Genomic DNA, 22,549 nt, shown 5'->3' on the forward strand with positions numbered 1-22,549 from the left:
GGGTTGTGACGGGTGGCTGGTCGTTGCTTGAGAACTGCACAGTGGGCGCGAGCGTGGCGGTGGTGGCCATGACCGCGGTGCGGGCGGCGGTGAGGAGCGGCCGTCGCGTACGGGATTTGCGCCGCCGGCATGAGACGGGGCGCACGGCGCCGTATGAGGCGGGCGTCCGTGTGCGGCAGTCGTCCGTGTCGCGTGGCCTTCAGTGCCGTGAGTCCGCCATGCCCTGCCGGTGCCCGGGCCGGTTCAGGGGAAGGTCGACGGGGGGGAGTCGAGGGATTCGAGTTCGATGCCGGGGGCGGAGAGGACCACGTCGCCGGTGATGTGGACGGTGTGCTGCTCGCCGGTTTCCAGGTCGTTGACCTGGTATTCGTCGGCGATGAGGGGGGCGTTGTCAGTGGCGTGTGGTGTGCTCTTCAGCAGGGCCCAGGACTGGTCGAGAGTGCGCGGGGCGAGGACGGGGGGTGTGAAGGCGACGAGGCGGGTGCGGACGGCGCCGGCGCCGAGGGCGGGGCGCAGCAGCCGGGCGGTGGCGATGAGGAAGGCGGGGGACGCGCCGGTGAAGGCGTGGGCGGGGACGTTGCCTTCGGTGGCGTGTTCGCCGGTCGGGTCGGTGCGTACCCAGGTGACGCCCTCCAGGGCCGCGCCGCGGACCTGCCAGGCGGAGGCGTGGAGTTCGAGGCGGAGGGGGCGGCCGAGTTCGTCGAGGGTGAGGTCGACGGAGCCGGTGTGGTCGCCGGAGGGGCTGACGGTCTGGGAGACGTAGCGCCAGCCGGAGGGGCCGGTGGCGCAGTGGAAGTGCTCTTCACCCAGGGGGGTGTGATCGTGCGGGTCGTGGAGGGAATAGTGGCCGCGTGGCATGAGAGGTGCAGTCCTTCGGGCGGCGACGGGCCGGTGCGTCGGGGCGGATATGTGGGCTCCTTACGGGCCAGGCCCCCGCCGTGAGGGGCGAGGGCCTGGTGTCACCGGCTGCTGTGGCCGATCACCAGCTGGTCGGCGGCGCCGACCAGCTGGTGATCGCCGACTGGATCAGTAGCGGTAGTGGTCGGGCTTGTACGGGCCCTCGACCTCGACGCCGATGTAGGCGGCCTGCTCCGGGCGCAGTTCGGTGAGCTTGACGCCCAGGGCGTCGAGGTGGAGACGGGCGACCTTCTCGTCGAGGTGCTTGGGCAGCACGTAGACGTCGGTCGGGTACTCCTGCGGCTTGGTGAACAGCTCGATCTGGGCCAGCGTCTGGTCCGCGAACGAGTTGGACATCACGAAGGAGGGGTGACCGGTGGCGTTGCCCAGGTTGAGCAGACGGCCCTCGGACAGCACGATCAGCACCTTGCCGTCGGGGTGCGTCCAGGTGTGCACCTGCGGCTTGACCTCGTCCTTGACGATGCCTTCGAGCTGCGCCAGGCCGGCCATGTCGATCTCGTTGTCGAAGTGACCGATGTTGCCGACGATCGCCTGGTGCTTCATCCGCGCCATGTGCGAGGCCAGGATGATGTCCTTGTTGCCGGTCGTGGTGACGAAGATGTCGGCGGTCTCCACCACGTCTTCCAGGGTGGTGACCTGGTAGCCGTCCATCGCCGCCTGCAGCGCACAGATCGGGTCGATCTCGGTGATGATCACCCGGGCGCCCTGGCCGCGCAGGGACTCCGCGCAGCCCTTGCCGACATCGCCGTAACCGCAGACCACGGCGGTCTTGCCGCCGATCAGGACGTCGGTGGCACGGTTGATGCCGTCGATCAGGGAGTGCCGGCAGCCGTACTTGTTGTCGAACTTCGACTTCGTCACGGCGTCGTTCACGTTGATCGCCGGGAAGAGCAGGTCACCGTCGCGGTGCATCTCGTAGAGACGGTGCACGCCGGTGGTGGTCTCCTCGGTCACACCGCGGATCTCGGAGGACAGGTTCGTCCACTTCTGCGGCGACTCGGCCAGCGTGCGGGTGAGCAGCTCCAGGATCGCGCGGTGCTCGTCGCTCTCCGCGGTCTCCACGGACGGGACCTTGCCGGCCTTCTCGTACTCGACGCCCTTGTGCACCAGCAGCGTGGCGTCGCCGCCGTCGTCGAGGATCATGTTCGGGCCGCCGGTGGGCGAGTCGGGCCAGGTCAGCGCCTGCTCCGTGCACCACCAGTACTCCTCCAGCGTCTCGCCCTTCCAGGCGAAGACCGGGATACCGGCCGGGGCGTCCGGCGTGCCGTTCGGACCGACCGCGATCGCCGCGGCGGCGTGGTCCTGGGTGGAGAAGATGTTGCAGGAGGCCCAGCGGACCTCGGCGCCGAGGGCGACCAGGGTCTCGATCAGGACGGCGGTCTGCACGGTCATGTGCAGGGAACCGGTGACGCGGGCGCCGGCCAGGGGCTGGGCGGCGGCGTACTCCTTGCGGATCGCCATCAGACCGGGCATCTCATGCTCGGCGAGGGTGATCTCCTTGCGGCCGAAAGCGGCGAGGGACAGGTCGGCGACCTTGAAGTCCTGGCCGGTGGCTGCTGTCGTCATGCGTGCTGCTCCTCGATGGTCGAGGTGGATGGGCTGGCAGTCTGCGGCGCGGGCAGATACGAGCGTACGCGGTAGCGCACATACCTCTCCCCCTGGCCGCAGCGCAGTCCGTCGGAGGCCCTCTCTCCCTCGGCCGGCCCGGGTGCGGACCGCCCGACCGCCATCAGCAGCGACGTCTGGCACTGGTCACGAATCTACACCGATCGGCCCAGTGAACCCCAGCCCGGAGGGTCCGATTCAGTGGGATCCCGGCCATCGGGCGGGGGGCGGAAGGCGGTTGGTCGCCCGGCGCAGTCGGCGCCCGGGTTTCCGACCGGTACGGACCGGGGCCCGGGGGCTGTGCGCGCGCTGGGCCGTCGTGCAGGATGCGTGCAGCGCGGGCACCTCCGCACGACTGCTTCTGCACGACCGCGCGCACGTTCATAAGGAGAGCTACGTGACGACGAGTCCAGCCGATCCCCCCAAGGGCGCGGGGAGGGGCGGGCAGGGGCTGAAGCTGCTCGCAGTGACCGCCTGCCCGACCGGTATCGCCCACACGTACATGGCCGCGGAGAAGCTGGCGCAGGCCGCCCGCGCGCTCGGTCATGAGATCAAGGTGGAGACCCAGGGCTCCATCGGGGCTGAGAACATTCTCTCCGACAACGATGTCAGAGACGCCGATGCCGTCATCATCGCCGCGGACAAGGACGTCGACCGGAGCCGCTTCGTCGGCAAGAGGGTCCTGTCGGTCGGGGTCGCCGAGGGCATCCGCCACCCCGAGCGGCTGATCGAGCGGGTGCAGAGCGCGCCGGTGTACGGGAGCGAGACGGCCGACGGGGCCGGTACGGGCGGCGGCGCGGCTGGGGCGGCCGCGGGCGCCGGAGCCGGCAGGGAGCGCGGCGTCACGTACAAAGCACTGATGAACGGGGTCAGTTACATGATCCCGTTCGTGGTGGTCGGCGGGCTGCTGATCGCGATCTCGCTGGCGGTGGGCGGGCATCCGCAGGCCGACGGCGGTCTGGTCATTCCCGACGGGTCGTTCTGGAAGCATGTGAACGACATCGGCGTCATCGGCTTCACGCTGATGGTGCCGGTCCTGTCCGGCTATATCGCGTATGCGATCGGCGACCGGCCGGCGCTGGTGCCGGGCATGATCGGCGGCTGGATCGCCAACACCGGTGCGCTGTACGACTCCAAGGCGGGCGCGGGCTTCATCGGCGCGATCGTCACCGGGTTCCTGGCCGGCTATCTGGTGCACTGGATCAAGAAGGTCGAGGTCCCCGCGTTCGTCCGGCCGATCATGCCGATCATCGTGATCCCGATCGTGGCGACCACGGCGCTGGGACTCTTCTTCATCTATGTGATCGGCAGGCCGATCTCCTGGGTGTTCACGCATCTCACCGGCTGGCTCGGCGGCATGACCGGGTCCAGTGCGGTGCTGCTCGGCGCGATACTCGGCCTGATGATCGCGTTCGACATGGGCGGTCCGGTCAACAAGACCGCGTTCCTGTTCGGTGCGGGGCTGATCGCGTCCGGCAACCAGACCGTGATGGGGATGTGTGCCGCGGCGATCCCGGTGATGCCGCTCGGCCAGGGGCTGGCCACACTGATCCGCCGCCGCCTGTACTCCGAGCAGGATCGGGAGACGGGGATGGCGGCGCTGTTCATGGGGCTCTTCGGGATCTCCGAGGGGGCGATCCCGTTCGCCGCGGCGCGGCCCGCGCAGGTCATTCCGGCGAACATGCTCGGCGGCGCGGTGGCCGGTGCGGTCGCGGGGACGGCCGGGGTGACGGACGCGGTGCCGCACGGCGGACCGATCGTGGCGGTGCTGGGTGCGGTCGGCGGGATGCCGGTGTTCTTCCTCGCCGTCGCCATCGGAACGGTGGTCACCGCGCTGACCACCGTCACGTTGGTCGACGTCTCGGAGCGCAGGAAGAGCAATGCCACGGCGGCTTCGCTGAACCGCGTGCCCGCTCTGGCCGGAGCCGGAGCCGGAGCCGGTGGAGCGGGTGCCGTCGCGAGCGCCGGTGCCGGGAGCGGGACGGGGACAGATGCCGGTGCAGGCGCCGTCCGCGGTACGGCGACGGCCACCTTGGCCAAGGCTCCGGCGGCGGAGGCCCGTACGGAGGAGAAGGCGCCCGCCGGGGCTGCGGATCAGGTGCTGTCCGGCTACCTGACCGAGCAGACCGTCAGGTCGCAGCTCGCCGCCGGCGAGAAGGAAGCGGCGATCCGTGAGATGGCCGAGCTGGCGGCCGGCACCGGCAAGGTGGCTGACGTGGCGGAACTGGTGCGAGTGGCGCTGGCGCGGGAGGCGCAGGGCACCACCGGGCTCGGTGAGGAAATCGCCATCCCGCACGCCAAGACGGACGCGGTGACGGCTCCGGTCGTAGGCTTCGCGCGGTCCGCGGACGGCATCGACTGGGGTTCGCCGGACGGCACGCTCGCCAAGCTGGTCTTCCTGATCGCGGTGCCGGAGGCGGCGGCCGGGGACGAGCATCTGCGCATCCTGTCGCTGCTGTCGCGGAAGCTGATGGACAGCGACTTCCGGGCCCGGCTTCAGGGCGCGGAGGACACGGCGGCGATTCTGCGTACCCTCGGCGAGGTCCACTGAGGTCCACTAGGGCGGGGGCGAACACATCCCGTAGGGGCTGCGAGCGCCCCCTCGGGGCCTCAACGCGGCGGTGCGGGGGCGGTATTCCTTGGTCGACACCCCGTGACCTACCGGCTTGGCGCCGTACGGCAACGGCCCCCGCACTCAAGCCAGGAGTGCGGGGGCCGTTCGATGACGGGGCGGCTCAGTACCCGCCGGGGGTCTTGGAGATGCGGTTCAGTGCCCGCCGGGGGTCTTCGACGGGTCGGCGCCCGCGGCGGCCGCGGCCTCGTTGTAGATGTCCGGCTCCAGGTAGATGACCCGGGCGATCGGCACGGCCGCACGGATGCGGGCCTCGGCGGCGTCGATGGCGCGGGCGACCTGGGTGGCGGTGTCGTCGTGCCGTACCGCGATCTTGGCGGCGACCAGCAGCTCCTCGGGGCCGAGGTGGAGCGTGCGCATGTGGATGACGCCGGTGACGACCTCGCCGTCGACGACCGCCTCGCGGATCTTGGCGACCTGCTCGGGCCCGGCCGCCTCGCCCAGCAGCAGCGACTTGGTCTCCGCGGCCAGCACCAGGGCGATCAGCACCAGCAGCGCGCCGATGCACATGGTGCCGATGCCGTCCCAGATGCCGTCACCGGTGGCGAGGGTCATGCCGACGCCGCCCAGCGCGAGGACCAGACCGACCAGCGCGCCGAAGTCCTCCAGCAGGACGACCGGCAGCTCGGGGGCCTTGGCGCGGCGGACGAACTGGGTCCAGGTCTGCTTGCCGCGCAGCTCGTTGGACTCCTTGATGGCCGTACGGAAGGAGAAGCCCTCGGCGATGACCGCGAAGACCAGGACACCGATCGGCCAGTACCAGTCCTCCAGCGGGTGCGGGGCGTGGATCTTCTCGTAGCCCTCGTAGAGCGCGAAGACGCCACCGATGGTGAACAGGACGATGGAGACCAGAAAGCCGTAGATGTAGCGCTCCCGGCCGTAGCCGAAGGGGTGCTCCGCGGTTGCCGCGCGCTTCGCCTTCTTGCCGCCGAGCAGCAGCAGGCCCTGGTTGCCGGAGTCCGCGAGGGAGTGCACGCCTTCGGCCAGCATCGAGGACGAGCCACTGAAGGCGAAGGCCACGAACTTCGCTGCGGCGATCGCCAGGTTGGCGCCCAGCGCCGCAACGATCGCCTTTGTCCCGCCTGATGCGCTCATAGGTGCCGCATGTCCCTTCCGTCGTCCGGTTTTTACCGCCGCTTTAATGCCGTGCGGCGGTCATTGTTGCAGCCCGGCCCGAGGCGTCCGCCAGGAGGCCACCTGGCGGACGGGATACGGCACCCGGTGAGCGTCGCGGCCGCCGCGTCAGACGACCACCGTCGCGCGGAAGAGGGTGCCGTCCCCGGCGAGCGTGAGCGGTTCCCCGGCCGGTACGAAGACGGATTCGCCGGGGGCCAGGGCCAGCTCGGCCGCCGCGTCGGTCGCACCGTCCCGCAGCCGGACCGTGCCCGCCGTGCACAGCAGGATCTGCGGCGTACGGGAGACCAGCGGGCGCGGTGCGGCGCCGGGGGCCAGGGCGAAGCGGGAGAGGCGGAACTCGTCGACAGGGGTCTCGTAGACCTCCTCGCCGCCGACGGCCTCGGGGCGCAGCACGCCCGCGTCGCCGGCCTCGAAGCGGACCACCCGCAGCAGCTCCGGTACGTCGACGTGCTTGGGGGTCAGACCGCAGCGCAGCACGTTGTCGGAGTTGGCCATCAGCTCGACGCCGAGGCCGCTCAGGTAGGCGTGCGGGATGCCGGCGCCGAGGAACAGCGCCTCGCCGGGCTGGAGTCGGACGTGGTTGAGCAGCATCGCGGCGAGGACGCCGGGGTCGCCCGGGTAGTGGTGGCCGAGGGCGGCGTAGGCGGCGTAGTCGTCGGCGTGTGGCCCGCCCCGGTCCGCCAGGCGGCCGGCGGCGACGGCGGCCTGCTCGACGGTCTCGGCGATGGCGTGGTGCTCGGCGCTCAGGACGGCGGTGAGCACCTCGCGCAGGGCGTCCTCCTCGGGACTGGCGCGCAGGATGTCGACGTACGGCTTGAGGCCGTCGACGCCCAGGGCCGCCAGGAGGTCCGCGGTCTGCGCCGGGTGCCGGAAGCCGCACAGGCCGTCGAAGGGGGTGAGCGCGACGATCAGTTCGGGCTTGTGGTTGGCGTCCTTGTAGTTGCGGTGGCCGGCGTCGATCGGGACGCCGCGCCGCTCCTCGTCGGCGAAGCCCTCGCGCGCCTGGTCCAGATCGGGGTGGACCTGGAGGGAGAGCGGCGAGGCGGCCGCGAGCAGCTTGAGCAGGAAGGGCAGCCGGGAGCCGAAGGCACGGACGGCGTCGGCGCCCAGCTCGGCCTCGGGGGCGGCGTCGATCACCTCGGCCAGGGAGACCGGGCCCGCGCCGCGGTCGATGCGGGAGGGGGCGCCGGGGTGGGCGCCCATCCACATCTCGGCCTGCGGTTCGCCGGTCGGCGCGGTGCCGAGGAGCTCCGGGAGGGCGGTGGTGGAGCCCCAGGCGTAGGGGCGCACGGTATTGGCGAGGCGGTCCATGGGTCGGTTGCTTCCTGACAGTCGTACGGGACGGCGGGGTTCCTGGCCTGCGGAGGCGGGCCGGCCGTCCAGATCACTCGGTGCCGGCAAGCGCGAGGTAAACGGCGGCGAAATCCACGATGGCGAGAAGCTCCGCGGCCTTCTCCAGATCGCTGCCGAGGTCCGGCTCCAGCTCACTGACGGCGGTGTCGCGCTCCTCGGCGAGGGCCTGGGCGGCGCGGGTGGCGGACAGCGGGCCCGGCTCCTCCTCCCGCAGCAGCACGACCCTGGCGTGCATCGCGGGGGGCTGCTCGACCCGGTCGCGGAAGAAGTCGTCCGGGTCCGCGCCGGCGGCCAGGGCGCCGGCCAGCAGGGTGCGGTGGGTGGCGAGCGCCTCGGGCAGCTCGGCGACGAGGGCGGGGCGGCCGGCCAGCCCGGCCAGTTCGGTGGCGAAGTGCCGGCCGACGGCGCCGGCGATGGTGCCCTCGGTCCAGAGCAGCGGGAGCGCGTCGGCGAGCTCGGCGGCCAGCGTCTTTCCGGGGTTGGTGTAGGTCGGGATGGCCGGACCGCAGCGCTCGGCGATCTGGTCCAGGCGGTCGGCGAGCTTGCCCAGGGCCTCCGGCGGGGCACTGAGCAGGCCGATCCGGTCGGCGAGCGAGAGCAGCGGGATGAGCACCGACCACAGGGTGCCGGGGGCGGCCGGCGGGGCGCCCTCGACGTCGAATTCGGCGTCGTAGGGGGTGGTCGCCAGCGGTACGGCGAGGCCGCGGGCCTGGACGACGGCTTCGGCGAGCGGGCCGCCCTTCGGGGTGACGGCGACGACGGCGCAGCCGCGGCGGTAGGCCTGCTCGACCAGCTCGGCGAGGCCGGGGTCGGCGGCGTCCGGGCCGGGGAGCAGCAGCAGGTCCAGGGGCCCGGCCCAGCCGGGCAGGGTCCAGCGCAGCGCCCCGGGCAGCGGGGCGACGCCGGTGGGCGGGATGAGGGTGACCGGGCAGCTGCCGCGGCCGAGCGCCCTGAGCAGGTCTGCCACACCGGCCGCGGCCGGGCCGGGCCCGGCGACGAGCACGGTGCGTGGGCGCCCGTCGGGGGTCAGCTCGTGGATGCCGGATTCGGCGGCGCCGCGGGCGGCGGTGCGGACCCGGGCGCCGGATTCGGCGACGCCGCGCAGCAGACCGAAGCGGTCGGCGCCCGCCAGTGCGTCAGGGGTGTCGAGGAGTGACTCGTCGAGCATGGTGGGCGCGGCCTCCGATCGCCGGTACGGGCGGGGAAACGGGCGGAGCCGGGCGAAAGACCCGGCGGCCGCTCGGTCAGGCGGGGCGGCGGGCTTCGTCGACGAGGAGCACGGGGATGCCGTCCCGGACGGGGTAGGCGAGGCCGCAGTCGCCGGAGGTGCAGAGCAGCTCGGGTTCGGAAGCGGGGCCCGAAGGGGCGTCGGTCCGGTCCTCCAGCGGGGCGTGGCACGCCGGGCAGGCGAGGATCTGGATCAAGCTGGCTTCGACCGGCATGGATGCTGCTCCTTCGGGGCGGTTGCGGCGTGGCCAGCGTACCGCCGGACGGGGGCCCGGGGCCTGCCCGGCGGAGATTCGGGGTGGTGAGCGGCGGGGCGGGCGGCAGGGATGCGGTGGCCGCCCACCCCGCCCGGAGATGCCCTCCGGTTTCCCGGGCGGCCCCGGGCCGGGCGGCCTGGCCGGGGCGAGCGGCCGGTGCGGGCGCCGGGGCTCGGCCCGGGGTTCAGGCGCGGATGATCGCCAGTACCTCGTCGCGGACCCGGTCGACGGTGGCGGCGTCCCTGGCTTCGACGTTCAGCCGGAGCAGCGGCTCGGTGTTCGAGGCACGCACGTTGAACCACCAGTCGTCGGCGGTGACGGTCAGCCCGTCCAGCTCGTCGAGGGTGGTGCCGGCGCGGTCCTGGTAGGCCGCCTTGAGCGCGGCGAGCCGGCCGGCCTGGTCGTCGACGGTGCTGTTGATCTCGCCGGAGGCAGCGTACCGGTCGTACTGCGCGACCAGCTCCGACAGCGGGCCCTGCTGGCCGCCGAGGGCCGCCAGGACGTGCATCGCGGCGAGCATGCCGGTGTCGGCGTTCCAGAAGTCGCGGAAGTAGTAGTGCGCGGAGTGCTCGCCGCCGAAGATCGCGCCGGTCCTGGCCATCTCCTCCTTGATGAAGGAGTGCCCGACGCGGGTGCGGACCGGCTTGCCGCCGTTCTCCTTGACGACCTCCGGCACCGACCAGGAGGTGATCAGGTTGTGGATGACCGTGCCGCCGGGGTGCTTGGCCAGCTCGCGGGCGGCGACCAGGGCGGTGATCGCGGACGGGGAGACCGGGTCGCCGTGCTCGTCGACGACGAAGCAGCGGTCGGCGTCGCCGTCGAAGGCGAGGCCGAGGTCGGCGCCGGTCTCGCGCACCCGCGCCTGGAGATCGACGATGTTCTTCGGATCCAGCGGGTTGGCCTCGTGGTTGGGGAACGAGCCGTCCAACTCGAAGTACATGGCGTCCAGTTCGAGCGGCAGGCCCTCGAAGACGGTCGGTACGGTGTGCCCGCCCATGCCGTTGCCCGCGTCCACCACGACCTTCAGCGGACGGATGCCGCTGAGGTCCACCAGTCCGCGCAGATGGGCGGCGTATTCGCCCAGGACGTCGCGCCGGGTGATCGTGCCGGTGTGGGCGGCCGGCTGCGGGGCGCCCTCGTCCGACCACCGCTCCACCAGCGCGCGGATCTCGGCGAGTCCGGTGTCCTGGCCGACCGGCGCCGCGCCCGCCCGGCACATCTTGATGCCGTTGTACCGGGCCGGGTTGTGCGAGGCGGTGAACATGGCGCCGGGCAGGCCCAGTGCACCGCTGGCGAAGTACAGCTCGTCGGTGGAGCAGAGGCCGATCAGGGTGACCGTGGCGCCGCGGGCCGAGGCACCGCGGGCGAAGGCACCGGACAGGCCGGGTGAGGAGGGCCGCATGTCGTGCCCGATCACGATCGCGTCCGCGCCGGTGACCTCGGTGAAGGCCGCGCCGAACAACTCCGCGAGCGATTCGTCCCACTGGGCGGGGACGACACCGCGTACGTCGTACGCCTTCACGATCTGCGACAGATCAGCCACAAGCCTGCCCTCCTGGAGTCCTTGGGGCTCCCAACCTACCGGGCGGGCCGGGGCGCGGGACGGGTACCCGGCCGGTGGGCGGGGCTCAGGAATCCGGCGAGCGCAGCACCCGCAGATGGCCGCGGCGGGCGACCTCCATGGGGTGGGTGTCACGGTCGCCGGAGGCGGGCGCGCCACCGGCGCCGGCGGCGCGTTCCTGGGGGCGGGCCGCCTCGCGGACGGCGTTCGCCAGGGCTTCGAGATCGTCGCCGCTGGGGCGGGCCGGGCCCGAGTCGAGGGCGAGGCGGACGACCTCCCAGCCACGGGGCGCGGTCAGCCGCTCGGAGTGCTCGGCGCACAGGTCGTAGCAGTGCGGTTCGGCGTAGGTGGCGAGCGGTCCGAGCACGGCGGTCGAATCCGCATAGACGTACGTCAGCGTTGCGACGGCGGGGCGGCCGCACGCAGTGCGCGAACAGCGACGTACAGGGCTCACGACGTTGGACGGTACCGCACTCTTGAGCGGGCCGCGACGACTCTCCCCAGGCTCACCCAACCGTGTCGTCCCGCTTCGTCCGATGCGTCTGACCTGCACCCGCTCGACCTGACCTGGTCCGGACGGGCGGGGTCGGACGGCCCACGGCGAGGAATCCCGTCACGACTCCATGCATTTCCTGCCATTCCGCTGTCGATCTGCGATCTCATTCAGAGCGGCAAGGGAAATCGAGACGGACAGGTCCGGTCAGTCGACGACATGCCACGTCTTGTCGCGCTCCCCGGTGTCCGAGGGTCCTTGACGGCTACGCTCGATGCTGATGGACAGTCCCGTACCCCCCCGACCGGCACAGCCACGGCTCCGCCGCCGCGACCGCCACGGCCGCGGTATGCGCGGCCCGATCGCACCGCCCCAGGTGCCGCTCTCGGTGACCCGTGCCGACGCCTTCGTGGATCTTGTCTACGACTCCCGGGACCGGCTGGAGCGGCGCTGGCCGCAGCTCTCCCAGGTTGACTTCCTGATCCTCGACGTGCCCGGTTCCGGCCCGGACGACGGGCCGGACGCGGCCGCCGACGCGGAGACCGTGCCGCTGGGGCGGGTGCTGCCGGCCGCGGGCGGACATCGCGACCGGATCGTGATCTACCGCAGGCCGGTGGAGATCCGGACGAAGAGCCGTGACGAGCGGGCGTTCCTGGTCCATGAAGTGGTGGTCGAGCAGGTCGCCGAACTCCTGGGACTGGCCCCGGAATCGGTGGACCCGCGCTACGGCCAGGACTGAGGCCGTCGCGCGGGTCCGGGGGCGCGTGCGCGGTTACTTCGTGAGGACCGACAGATCCTGGCCCGCGGTCGGGACGAGGACCGTGCCCCGGTCGTCGGGCAGCGTCTGGACGGTGAAGGCGGGCACGCCGCCCTGGGGGCGGGAGAGCATGCGGGCCGCGTAGACGGGGCCGCTGCCGGCCGCCGGTTCCACGGTCAGGGCGTAGGTCCCCTTCAGCCCCTGAGGGGTCGGCGGGGCGACATCGAGACCGGTGCCGCCCTTGACCATGTACGTCTTGGTGACCGGGGTACCGCCGCCGCTGCCGGCCGACGCGGTGACCTTCACCTTGGCGTCCTTGCCCTTCTCTGGTGCGACCAGCGAGAGGGTGCTGCCCTTGTCGCGGTTGTCGGCGGCGGTGGCGCGCTGCTCGACGGGCCGGGTCGCCGGGATGAAGGCCATCTCCTGCTTGGCGCCCTTGCCGCGGGTCACCCGCAGTGCGGCCGCGACCGGGACCTTGGAACCGCCGTCGGAGGGGGTGAGCACCAGCGAGCCGGCCTCGCCCTTGGTGACGTCCTTGAGGTCCACCGCGGTGGTCATCCCGCTCTTGAGGTGCAGGCTCTCCAGACCGGCCGGAGTGATCAGCCCGGTCGGAGTGGCCAGCTGCACCTTGAGGTCGGCGTCGGACTCGCCGGGGGCGAGGGCGACCAGCCGGACGGAGGTGGCGTCCTTCGGGATGCCGGGCAGCACCACGCTCGGCGACGGGTCGGCGGCGGCCGGCAGCCAGTCGCTGCCGAGCTTGCCGTCGGTGGCCTGCACGGCCGCGCCGATCCGGCCCTCGCGGGCGACGACCTGCAAGGACGCGTTGGTGGTGGGGGCGCTGGTCAGGGTGGAGAGCAGGACGGGGACCGTGGCGTGCGGCGGGACGGTGATGTCCTCCCCCGCCGAGCCCCCCAACGCCCCGTCCTTGCCCCGGAGTTGGAGGTCGACGACGGCCGGGGTCGGATCGGGGTTGGTCAGGTGGACGTAGTCCTGGCGGTCCGTGGCGGTGCTGACGCCCGGGAACCAGAACGTGGTGTCAGGGCTGGTGCAGCTCAGCCCCATGAGGCCGCGGCCCGAGCCGGCGGCGACGGAGGTGGTCTGCTGGACGGTCCAGCCGGGGGCGAGGGTGCCGTCCGCCGCGCCGACGAGGGCGGGGGCGTCCGGGCTGTCGGTGCTCGTGGTCACCGGCTTGCCGGCCTCCTGGAGGGGCACGACGGGCTTGGTGTCACGCGGGGCGACGGCCTGCCCGGCGGCGGAGTCCGCACCGCCGCCCGCGCCCTTGCCACCCTTGCCGCTGCTCTTCTTGCCCTTCCCCTTGCCGTTGTCGCTGCCGCCGCCGGCGTCCTTGACGGTCCCGGCGGGCAGCAGTGCGGCGGTGCCCTTCTTGCCGTCCGCGCCGGCCGCGGCGCCCTTGGGGGCGAAGGCGGTGTAGTCGGTCCGGCCGACCTCGGAGGAGGTCGGGGCCGGGCAGAGCAGCGCGGAGCGCTGGACGGGCAGCCGGGAGCTGCTGCGGGGCGCCTCCTGGGCGCCGCCGCCCGGGGCGGTCACGGCGGCGACGCCGGTGACGGCGCCCAGCGCGGCGGCCACGCCGATCAGGGACATCATGGTGCGCTTCACTGCTGGTCGCTCCCGTCACGGCGCTGCTCGGAGTAGGAGCCGGGGTACCCGGGATACGGGGCGCCGTCGTCGTAGGGCTGCTGATGCTGCGGGCCGCCGTCGCCGTACTGCTGCTGTTGCTGCTGCCCGTACCCGTACGGGTCGTAGGCGCCCGCCTGGTAGGGGTCCGCGGCGTACTGGTCGGTGGCCTGGTAGGGATCCGCCGGCGGGTAGGTCTGCTGCCCGTACTGCCCGGCCTGGTAGGGGTCGGCGGGGGCGTAGGGCTGCTGCCCGTCGGGCGCGGCCTGCGGGGCGGCCGGCCACTGGTCGTACGACGGCTGCTGCGGCACCGCCCCGTGGGGGTATCCCTGGTCGAAGACCGGGGACGGGTCGCCGGCGCCGGGCTCCGCGACGGGGACCGCGCCGGCCGCCGGGTCGGCGGCCGGGTCGAAGGGCTGCTCGCCCTCGGGTGCCGCGGGGGCGCCGGCGCCCGCCGCGTCGGGGGCGCCGGCGGCCTCGGCCTGGGCGCGCAGGCGCCGGGCCCGGCGGCCGTCGCCGGAGGCCGCGGCGGCCTGGGCGACGGCCGCGTCCTCGGGCAGGTCGTCGTCGATCTCCCGGCGGCGGCCCGGCAGGGCCAGCACCACCAGGACGACGGCGAGCAGGCCCTGCGCCCACAGCCAGAGGGTGTGGCCGAGCGGGTTCTCGTGGGTGAGGTCGAGGGTGCCGCCGCCCGCGGGGAGCGCGAAGCCCTGGGCCCAGCCGTCGACGGTCGTGGGCTTGAGCGGGGTGCCGTTGAGGGTGGCCTGCCAGCCCTCGTCGGCGGCGTCGGCGAGCCGCAGCACCCGGCCGTCGGCGCCGTCCGGCACCTTGGTGTGCGCCTCGACGGGGCCGGCCGGTACGGCGACGGGCGCCACGGACTCGGCGGCGCTGGTGCCGTCCTTGGCCTCGCCCGCGACGATCGAGAGCCGCGAGACCCGCCGGTCGACGCGCCACAGTGCGCTGCCGTCGTCCTGGCTGAGCCGGGTCAGGCCCGGGGTCGCGTCCAGCACCCGGCCCATTTCGCGCGGCGCCCCGTCCCGGACCAGGACGTAGCGGACCGCATAGCCGCCGAGCTGGTTGGTCTGGTCGGCGCCGGAGCCGGCCACGAGGTGGGCGACGATGCCGCCCAGGCGCGTGTCCCCGCCCGCTTCGGCGGCCAGGTCGGCATCGCCGAGCCGGGCACCGGAGCCGCGGACCAGCGAGTAGTCGACATGGCCCGGCGTGCCGTCGAGGACCAGCGTGCGGGCCCGGTCGGCGGTGCCGCTCTCCTCGGCGACGAACGCCGGGACCTGCTCGGGGTTGCGGCGCTCCAGCGGACCGGCCGCGCCGGTGATCATCCAGCTGACCGCGGCGTAGAGCGGGGCGAGCAGCGAGGCCAGCGCGATCAGCACGGCGACCGGCTGCTTCCAGCCGAAGCCGAGGTTGGCCATCCGGGTGCGGATGCCCTCGGCGCCGACCGCGGCGGCGCACAGCAGCGCCAGCCCGTAGACGAGCATCGCGGGCCCGGTCCAGCCGGAGCCGTTGCCCAGCGCGGCGAGCAGCAGCCCGGTCAGGGCCGCCGCCCAGGCGGTACGGATGGCGAGCTGCCGCTCGTCGCGCAGCGTCGCGGCGAGCGCGGCCAGCACGATGCCGAACAGCAGCACCCCGCCCACGGCCTTGGGGCCGCCCGGGCTGAGGCCGATGAGGTCGAGTACGGAGGCGGAGCCGGCGCCGTAGCCCAGCCCGGCCTCCTGGAAGAAGCGCCCGGGGTGGGTCAGCAGCGACAGCGACCAGGGCGCGAGCACGACCATCGGCGCGAGGACCACGGCCAGGAAGCGCAGCCCGTAGGCGAGCAGGTGGTCGCGGCTGCCGTCGAGGAGGCGCAGCACCAGCAGGCCGGCCCCGAGCAGCACCGCGATCGGCCAGACGACCGGCGTGAAGGCCGTGGTGAAGGTGATCAGCAGCGTGTACGCCCAGGTCGCCCGCCAGCTGGGCCGGGTGCCCAGCGGCAGCCGCAGCCCGCTCGCGGCGACCCCGGCGCGCGCCATCAGCGGCAGCAGGATGGCGAGCACCGCCGTGCCCAGCCGCCCGCCGGCCAGCGCTCCGGCGGCCGCCGGCAGAAAGGCGTAGGCGATGCTCCCCCAGGCCCGCAGCAGCCGGGAGGCGACCAGCGGCCGGGAGGCGAAGTAGGCGGTGAGGCCGGCCAGCGGGACGGAGCAGACCAGCAGCAGGGTGACGGCGAAGCCGGTGGAGCCGAAGAAGATGCTCGACACCAGGGCGACGACCGCCAGGTAGGGCGGCGCGGAGGCGCTGTCGCCGACGCCGACCGCGTGCCAGCTGTCGAGGTACGCCGACCACAGGTCGGACACGCTGCCGGGCGCGGGCAGCATCGCGCCGCCGGTCAGCGCGCCGGAACCGAGCAGTCCGCGGCAGGCGACGAGCGAGACCAGCAGCAGGACGAGGAAGAGCACCGGTGCCGGTTTGCGGGCGATCCGCTTGAGCCGGGCGAACTGCTCGATCTCCAGGAAGTCGGCGTCGTCACCGCCCGGCCCGGACTCGACGGCGCCGTGCCGGCCGGCCGAGGCGACGTCCGGGGCGGCCCGCCCGGCCAGATTGCCGGCGACCTGTTCGACGGTGGCGCGCACCGTCGCGCCGGGTGGCGGGAACAGCGGCCGCAGTTCGCTCGCCTCGACCGTGGGCCGGCCCCTCCTCTTGCGGGCGGCGAGGATCTTGCCGGGCCGCAGCAGGGTGCCGAAGAGTCCGGCGAGTTCGTCGAGCGCCTGGCCGGGGACCTTGCCGACGAGGTAGGCGACGACCCGCAGGACGGTGCCGATCAGCAGCCGCAGCAGGACGTACGGGAGGGTCCGGCCGCGGGTGTTGGTGAGCAGGGTGTAGACGGCGCCGCCCTTGTCGACGCGGTGTGGGTTGGCGACACTGCGGCCGACGCAGTCGATGGGGCGGCGCTCGCGGGCGGCGGCCTCGGCGTGCCGCAGGATCGCGTCCGGCGCGACCAGGACCTGGTGGCCGGCCGCCTGGGCGCGCCAGCACAGATCGACGTCGTCGCGCATCAGCGGCAGCCGGCGGTCGAAGCCGCCCAACTCCTCGTAGACGTCGCGGCGGATGAGCATGCCCGCGGTGGAGACGGACAGCACCGGGCGCACCTGGTCGTGCTGGCCCTGGTCCTGTTCGCGGCGGTCCAGGCCGGTCCAACGGCGACCGCTGCGGGCGATGCTGACACCGGCTTCGAGCAGCTGCCGGCGGTCGTACCAGCTGCGCAGCTTGGGTCCGACGATCACGGTGGAGGGGCTGGCGTCGGCGACCCGCAGCAGCTCGGCGAGCGCGTCCGGCTCGGGTGCGCAGTCGTCGTGCAGCAGCCACAGCCACTGGACCGGTTCGCCGTGCGGCAACTCCGGCATCTCGTACGCCTCGTCGTGCCAGGTGCGGCTGACCGGGTCCCAGCCGCTGGGGCGGCGCAGATACGGCAGATCGTCGGGGGTCAGGACGGGGGCCGTACGGACCGCCTCGTCGACCGCGGTGCCGAATCCGGAGCGACGGGCGAGATGCAGCACCCGCTGGTCCCCGATGGCCTCGGCGAGCAGCTGGGCGGAGTCGTCCGCGCTGCCGGTGTCGGCGCCGATGACGTTCTGCACCGGGCGTTCCTGGCCGAGCAGGCCGCCGAGCGCATCGGGCAGCCAGCGGGCTCCGTCATGGGAGACGATCACGGCGGTGACCACGTGCCGCGGGAACTCTGGGGTGGCGGCTGCATATGAGGCGGCCTGGGCCGCCGACTGGCTGTGCACGGACATCGAGGTACGGGCCCTCCGGACCCGGGAGTTCGGGACCCGTTGCGCAGTCGCGCTGGGCACCCGCCCCCGGAAGACACTGCGACGGACTACGAGGCGACGCGAGCGCCCGGCAGGGCGGCGGCGCATCTCGGACGGGGCCCCACACTAATGGTTCGCGCCGGCGCCCCGACCGGTCCGTACAGCAGTCCGCCCCCGGCGAGAAGATCGCTGGAGGCGGAGTGTTCGTTATAGGGGGATATGGGGAGTTGAGGCGGTACGGCGGCGTGGTCCGTGCGACCGCGCGCCCTTGGTGCGGGTGGCTGTGCGGTCATCGTCAGACGGCGGCCTTCTTGAGCCGACGCCGCTCGCGCTCGGACAGGCCGCCCCAAATGCCGAAGCGCTCGTCGTTGGCGAGCGCGTACTCCAGGCATTCGGACCGGACTTCGCAGGCGAGACAGACCTTCTTGGCCTCGCGGGTGGAGCCACCCTTCTCCGGGAAGAAGGACTCGGGGTCGGTCTGGGCGCACAGTGCGCGCTCCTGCCAGCCGAGCTCCTCATCCGCCTCCTCGACCAGCAATTCCTGGAACAGCTCGGTCATGTGCGCCCCTCGTCTGTCTTTACGTCCCCGTGATCAAGCCGTGATCGATTTCGGCTGAACGACACGAGTGAAATTACAAGTGTGGTGATCCGGGCCAGTCAAGCCGAGATCTGCTATTGGGCCTCTTATTCACTCGGCGGAACCAAGCCTATGCGGAAAGTGTTCAAATCAGTAAAAACCAGGACACTTCCCCGGGCGGTACCCCCCGGCGCATCCCCTTCACTTACCGAGACGCGTACAGGCGGCATTCACGTTGCACCCCCGCGTGCCGAAGCGGGGGAGATCACAGAAGGATCACGGGGCCGCAACGGCGTTTGAGGGTGCGGTTGCCGGTCGATGTCTCCGGGTCGGAGACTGCACAAACCTTTCGCCGGGCGGAGTAACCGGATGAGGTGAAAGATTTGCGGCAAACCAGACGTCCAGTTGACATCGCGCCGCGAACCCGGTCTCCTTGACCGCATGCCAGTGACCCCCGCGCTCCGACTGTCCCGTGCCTACGGGTCGCTCTGTGCTGCGCAGGCTCGCTGTCGCTGTTCCAGCTGTCGAAGCCACTGAGCTCCAGCTTTTCCGCTCGCACCACCCCGCAGCGCCCCTGCTCCGCGCCACCGTGCCGCGCCCCCCACAGGGAAGGCCCGCACCGTGTCGCAGCCTCCCAGCTCACGCTGGGCGCTCTCCCGAGCGTCACCCAGCACGTCCGCCGAGGAACCCGAAACCCCATGAACAGCGACGTCCAGATCGCCGGCGATCCGCTCGCCATCCCCCACCTGCTGCCGCCCGTCCCCGCCCACCCGGCCACCGTCGCCGGCTTCGTGGGGCTGGCCCGCTCGATCGCCGCCGATCGCGGCGCCTGGGCGCACCTCGTCCGCTACGACACGACCAGCCGCTGGTACCACCGGCTGCGCACCGGGCCTGGCTACGAGGTGTGGCTGCTGAGCTGGGTGCCGGGCCAGGGCAGCGGCCGGCACGACCACGGGCCGTCCTCCGGTGTGCTGACCGTCCTGGAGGGCGAGTTGACCGAGCGCGCCGGGACCGGGCGCCGTACGCTCACCGCCGGCGCCCAGCGGGTGTTCGCCCCCGGCTACGTCCACGAGGTCGTCAATGACGCCCTGACCCCGGCCGTCAGCCTGCACATCTACTTCCCCGGCCTGACCGAGATGCCGATGCACGGGGCACCCCACTGCACCCCCTCGGCCCTGGAGACCGCCGCTCCCTGACCGCCGCCCTCCCATTCGTCCCGGCCACCGCTCCTCCTCGCCCCGCCGGCGACTGACACACTGGGCCCATGCGAATCGTGGTTCTGGCCGGCGGTATCGGCGGCGCCCGCTTTCTGCGGGGACTGAAGGCAGCGGCTCCGGACGCGGACATCACCGTCATCGGCAACACCGGCGACGACATCCATCTGTTCGGGCTCAAGGTGTGTCCCGACCTCGACACCGTGATGTACACGCTCGGCGGCGGCATCAACGAGGAGCAGGGCTGGGGACGCGGTGACGAAACCTTCAAGGTGAAGGAGGAGTTGGCCGCCTACGGCGTCGGGCCCGAGTGGTTCGGGCTGGGCGACCGGGACTTCGCCACCCACATCGTGCGGACCCAGATGCTGAGCGCCGGCTATCCGCTCAGCGCCGTCACCGAGGCGCTGTGCGCGCGCTGGAAGCCCGGGGTGCGGCTGCTGCCGATGTCCGACGACCGGGTCGAGACCCACGTCGCCGTCACGGAACCCGACAGCGATTCCGCCGCGGGGGCCGGTGAGCGCAAGGCGATCCACTTCCAGGAGTACTGGGTGCGGCTGCGCGCCTCGGTGCCCGCGCATGCCGTGGTGCCGGTCGGCGCCGATCAGGCCAAGCCGGCGCCGGGCGTGCTGGAGGCCATCGCCGAGGCGGACGTGGTGCTGTTCCCGCCGTCCAACCCGGTGGTCAGCATCGGCACGATCCTGGCGGTGCCGGGCATCCGGGAGGCCATCGCGGACGCCGGGGTGCCGGTGGTCGGCCTCTCGCCGATCGTCGGCGACGCCCCGGTGCGCGGGATGGCCGACAAGGTACTGGCCGCGGTGGGGGTCGAGTCGACCGCCGCGGCCGTCGCCTGCCACTACGGGTCCGGGCTGCTGGACGGCTGGCTGGTCGACTCGTCCGACGAGGGCGCGGTGGCCGAGGTCGAGGCGGCCGGGATCCGCTGCCGGGCCGTGCCGCTGATGATGACCGACACGGACGCCACGGCCGCGATGGTGCGCGAGGCGCTGGCGCTGGCCGAGGAGGTCCGGGCGTGAGCGACCCCGCCGTGCCCGGTTACCGGGTGTGGGCGCTGCCGGGCCTGCCCGAGGTGCGGCCCGGCGACGATCTCGTGAAGCTGATCGCCGCGGCGGTGACCTCCGGCGGTCTGCCGCAACTCGTCGACGGCGACGTGCTGTTGGTGACCTCGAAGATCGTCAGCAAGGCCGAGGGCCGGGTGGTCGAGGCCGACGACCGCGAGGCGGCGATCGACCGGGAGACGGTGCGGGTGGTGGCGCGCCGCGGCACCCTGCGGATCGTGCAGAACCGGCAGGGCCTGGTGATGGCCGCGGCCGGCGTGGATGCCTCCAACACCCCGCGGGGAACGGTGCTGTTGCTGCCCGAGGACCCGGACGCCTCGGCGCGCGCCCTGCGGGCGGGGCTGCGCACCACCCTCGGTGTCGACGTCGGGGTCGTCATCAGCGACACCTTCGGGCGGCCGTGGCGCAACGGGCTCACCGATGTCGCCATCGGTGCCGCCGGCGTGCGGGTGCTGGACGATCTGCGCGGCGGCACCGATGCCCACGGCAATCCGCTCAGCGCGACGGTGGTGGCCACCGCGGACGAACTGGCCGCCGCCGGGGACCTGGTGAAGGGCAAGGCGGCCGGGCTGCCGGTCGCGGTGGTGCGCGGGCTGGGGCACCTCGTCGGGGAGCCGGGCGACGGCGCCGGGGCGCGCGCCATGGTGCGCACCGCCGAGGACGACATGTTCCGGCTGGGCACCTCGGAGGCCGTACGCGAAGCGGTGACGGCGCGGCGTACGGTCCGTGCCTTCACCGGCGAGCCGGTCGATCCGGGGGCGGTCCGGCGCGCGGTGGCGGCGGCTCTCACCGCCCCGGCGCCGCACCACACCACGCCGTGGCGGTTCGTGCTCCTGGAGTCGGCGGCCGCGCGCGAGCAGCTCCTGGACGCGATGCGGGACGCCTGGATCGCGGATCTGCGGACGGACGGGAAGTCCGCGGAGGCCGTCGCCACGCGGGTGCGGCGCGGTGACGTGTTGCGGGCCGCGCCGTATCTGGCGGTGCCGTGCCTGGTCACGGACGGCGCGCACCACTACCCCGACGCGCGGCGGAGCACGGCCGAGCGCGAGATGTTCCTCGTGGCCCATGGCGCGGGGATCCAGAACTTCCTGGTGGCACTGGCGGGCGAACGGCTCGGCTCCGCCTGGGTGTCGTCGACGATGTTCTGCAAGGACGTGGTCCGCGACGTGCTCGAACTGCCCGCGGGCTGGGAGCCGATGGGGGCGGTGGCCATCGGGCATCCCGCCGGGCCGCCGGGGCCGCGGCCGCCGCGCACCGCCGACGAGTTCGTCGCCGTGCGCTGACCGGGGCCCGCGTGCGGGCTCACAGCCGGGCGATGTCCCCCACCGGGAAGCGCGGGGCGCGGCGCGGCGGAACGCGGCCGGAGAGCAGGATCAGCCGGGCCGCGCGGTGCCGCTGGCCCTCGTAGGGGGCGAGGAGGTCGAGCATCTCCTCGTCGGTGGTGCCGCGGCGGCCGGTGAGGGCATAGCCGATGATCTTCGGCAGGTGCAGATCGCCGACCGTGATCGCGTCCGGGGCGCCGAGGGTGCGCTGGAGCGTCTCCGCGGCGGTCCACGGGCCGATGCCCGGTATCGCCGTGAGCCGGCGGGTGGCCTCGGCGAGATCCATCCGCGCGGCCTCCTCCATCCGGCGGGCGGCCCGCACCGCGCGCAGGATCGCGCCGGAGCGCTTGGCGTCGACGCCCGCGCGGTGCCACTCCCAGGACGGGATCAGCGCCCAGCCGCGCGGCTCGGGCATCACCCGCATCCGCTCCCAGGGCCCGGGAGCGGGCTCGCCGTGCCGCTGCAGGAGGAGCCGCCAGGCGCGGTAGGCCTCGTCGCTGGTGACCTTCTGCTCCAGGACCGAGGGGATCAGCGACTCCAGGACCAGGCCGGTGCGCGCGAGCCGGACGCCGGGGTGGCGGCGCCGCGCCTCATGGACGATGCGGTGCCGGGCGGTCAGCCGCTCCGGGTCGTCGCGCTCCCCCAGCAGCTCGGGCAGCTGCTCCAGCAGCCATGCGGCGCCCGGGCCCCAGGCCTCGGCCTCGACCCGGCCGTCCGCGGGGCGGGCCGCCAGGCGCAGGGTGCCGGGGCCCTGGGGGGTACGGGAGGCGCGCCACAGCTCGCCGCCGCGCACCGCGAACGCGGGGTCGCCCGGGCCGCGCTGCAGCACACCCAGCGTGCGGTGCAGGTCGAACGGGCCGGGCGGAACCCAGGTACGGACGGGCATGCGGCCAGATTAGGCGATGGGTGTGACAGCGGTCGACGAGGCGGTCCGTACGGCCCCCGTCCTGACCCCCGACGATCTGCCGTATCTGCGCCGCCCCAG

At 73.2% G+C, this 22,549-nt stretch carries 17 protein-coding genes; 5 read left to right on the forward strand and 12 right to left on the reverse strand.

The features are described from left to right. Positions 1–243 precede the first annotated feature (243 nt). Both EST92_RS21275 and ahcY read right to left on the reverse strand, forming a co-directional pair. Positions 244–858, reverse strand: coding sequence for a hypothetical protein (locus EST92_RS21275; RefSeq protein WP_129282451.1), 615 nt, complete (start codon positions 856–858; stop codon positions 244–246). 168 nt (positions 859–1,026) lie between these two features. After that, positions 1,027–2,484 carry an adenosylhomocysteinase gene (ahcY, locus tag EST92_RS21280; protein ID WP_129282452.1) on the reverse strand — a complete coding sequence of 486 codons (1,458 nt, stop codon included), beginning with the start codon at positions 2,482–2,484 and terminating at the stop codon, positions 1,027–1,029. A gap of 436 nt (positions 2,485–2,920) precedes the next feature. Between ahcY and EST92_RS21285 the strand changes: the two genes are divergently transcribed. Next, positions 2,921–5,074: a fructose-specific PTS transporter subunit EIIC gene (locus EST92_RS21285; RefSeq protein WP_129282453.1), complete on the forward strand. Its 2,154-nt coding sequence runs from the start codon at positions 2,921–2,923 to the stop codon at positions 5,072–5,074. 216 nt (positions 5,075–5,290) lie between these two features. Here EST92_RS21285 and EST92_RS21290 read toward each other — a convergent pair whose 3' ends face one another. The 6 genes from EST92_RS21290 to EST92_RS21315 form a co-directional block, all read right to left on the reverse strand. Next, entirely contained in the window at positions 5,291–6,250 is a 960-nt protein-coding gene (locus EST92_RS21290; protein ID WP_129282454.1) for a cation diffusion facilitator family transporter, read from the reverse strand. Between the two features lie 147 nt (positions 6,251–6,397). Next, positions 6,398–7,603 (reverse strand): mannose-6-phosphate isomerase, class I, encoded by a 1,206-nt coding sequence (gene manA / locus EST92_RS21295; protein ID WP_129282455.1) that lies wholly within the window; start codon positions 7,601–7,603, stop codon positions 6,398–6,400. Between the two features lie 73 nt (positions 7,604–7,676). Further along, positions 7,677–8,813 (reverse strand): SIS domain-containing protein, encoded by a 1,137-nt coding sequence (locus EST92_RS21300; RefSeq protein WP_129282456.1) that lies wholly within the window; start codon positions 8,811–8,813, stop codon positions 7,677–7,679. Between the two features lie 76 nt (positions 8,814–8,889). Next, entirely contained in the window at positions 8,890–9,087 is a 198-nt protein-coding gene (locus tag EST92_RS21305; RefSeq protein WP_093483520.1) for a Trm112 family protein, read from the reverse strand. A gap of 226 nt (positions 9,088–9,313) precedes the next feature. Then, the gene (locus EST92_RS21310; RefSeq protein ID WP_129282457.1) at positions 9,314–10,672 is read right to left on the reverse strand and encodes a phosphomannomutase/phosphoglucomutase; all 1,359 of its coding nucleotides are present in this window, start codon (positions 10,670–10,672) and stop codon (positions 9,314–9,316) included. An 85-nt stretch (positions 10,673–10,757) separates the two neighbouring features. After that, a complete protein-coding gene (locus EST92_RS21315; RefSeq protein ID WP_129249643.1) occupies positions 10,758–11,204 on the reverse strand; it encodes a DUF3499 domain-containing protein in 447 nt (148 codons plus the stop codon). 328 nt (positions 11,205–11,532) lie between these two features. Here EST92_RS21315 and EST92_RS21320 point away from each other — a divergent pair, with 328 nt between their 5' ends. After that, positions 11,533–11,922: a metallopeptidase family protein gene (locus EST92_RS21320; protein ID WP_129282458.1), complete on the forward strand. Its 390-nt coding sequence runs from the start codon at positions 11,533–11,535 to the stop codon at positions 11,920–11,922. Positions 11,923–11,955: 33 nt separating this feature from the next. Here the strand turns inward: EST92_RS21320 and EST92_RS21325 are convergent, their stop codons facing one another. From EST92_RS21325 to EST92_RS21335, 3 genes are all read right to left on the reverse strand, one after another. Next, complete coding sequence (locus tag EST92_RS21325) at positions 11,956–13,557, reverse strand: DUF5719 family protein (RefSeq protein WP_129282459.1); 1,602 nt, start codon at positions 13,555–13,557, stop codon at positions 11,956–11,958. Then, entirely contained in the window at positions 13,554–17,360 is a 3,807-nt protein-coding gene (locus EST92_RS21330; RefSeq protein WP_129282460.1) for a glycosyltransferase family 2 protein, read from the reverse strand. Before EST92_RS21330 ends, EST92_RS21325 begins: the two co-directional genes overlap by 4 nt. A 313-nt stretch (positions 17,361–17,673) precedes the next feature. Beyond that, positions 17,674–17,937, reverse strand: a complete 264-nt coding sequence (locus EST92_RS21335; RefSeq protein ID WP_003983763.1) for a WhiB family transcriptional regulator — start codon at positions 17,935–17,937, stop codon at positions 17,674–17,676. Between the two features lie 716 nt (positions 17,938–18,653). Between EST92_RS21335 and EST92_RS21340 the strand changes: the two genes are divergently transcribed. The 3 genes from EST92_RS21340 to EST92_RS21350 all read left to right on the forward strand — a co-directional run bounded on the left by EST92_RS21340 (position 18,654) and on the right by EST92_RS21350 (position 21,525). Further along, positions 18,654–19,151 (forward strand): cysteine dioxygenase family protein, encoded by a 498-nt coding sequence (locus EST92_RS21340; RefSeq protein WP_129282461.1) that lies wholly within the window; start codon positions 18,654–18,656, stop codon positions 19,149–19,151. 68 nt (positions 19,152–19,219) lie between these two features. Continuing rightward, a complete protein-coding gene (cofD, locus tag EST92_RS21345; protein WP_129282462.1) occupies positions 19,220–20,200 on the forward strand; it encodes a 2-phospho-L-lactate transferase in 981 nt (326 codons plus the stop codon). After that, entirely contained in the window at positions 20,197–21,525 is a 1,329-nt protein-coding gene (locus EST92_RS21350; RefSeq protein WP_129282463.1) for a coenzyme F420-0:L-glutamate ligase, read from the forward strand. The genes cofD and EST92_RS21350 overlap by 4 nt, the downstream gene beginning before the upstream one ends. A 19-nt stretch (positions 21,526–21,544) precedes the next feature. Here the strand turns inward: EST92_RS21350 and EST92_RS21355 are convergent, their stop codons facing one another. Then, positions 21,545–22,450: a DNA-3-methyladenine glycosylase gene (locus tag EST92_RS21355; RefSeq protein WP_129282464.1), complete on the reverse strand. Its 906-nt coding sequence runs from the start codon at positions 22,448–22,450 to the stop codon at positions 21,545–21,547. Positions 22,451–22,549: the final 99 nt, after the last annotated feature.

It is taken from the genome of Streptomyces sp. TM32 (assembly GCF_004122755.1).
GTDB classification, from domain to species: domain Bacteria; phylum Actinomycetota; class Actinomycetes; order Streptomycetales; family Streptomycetaceae; genus Streptomyces; species Streptomyces sioyaensis.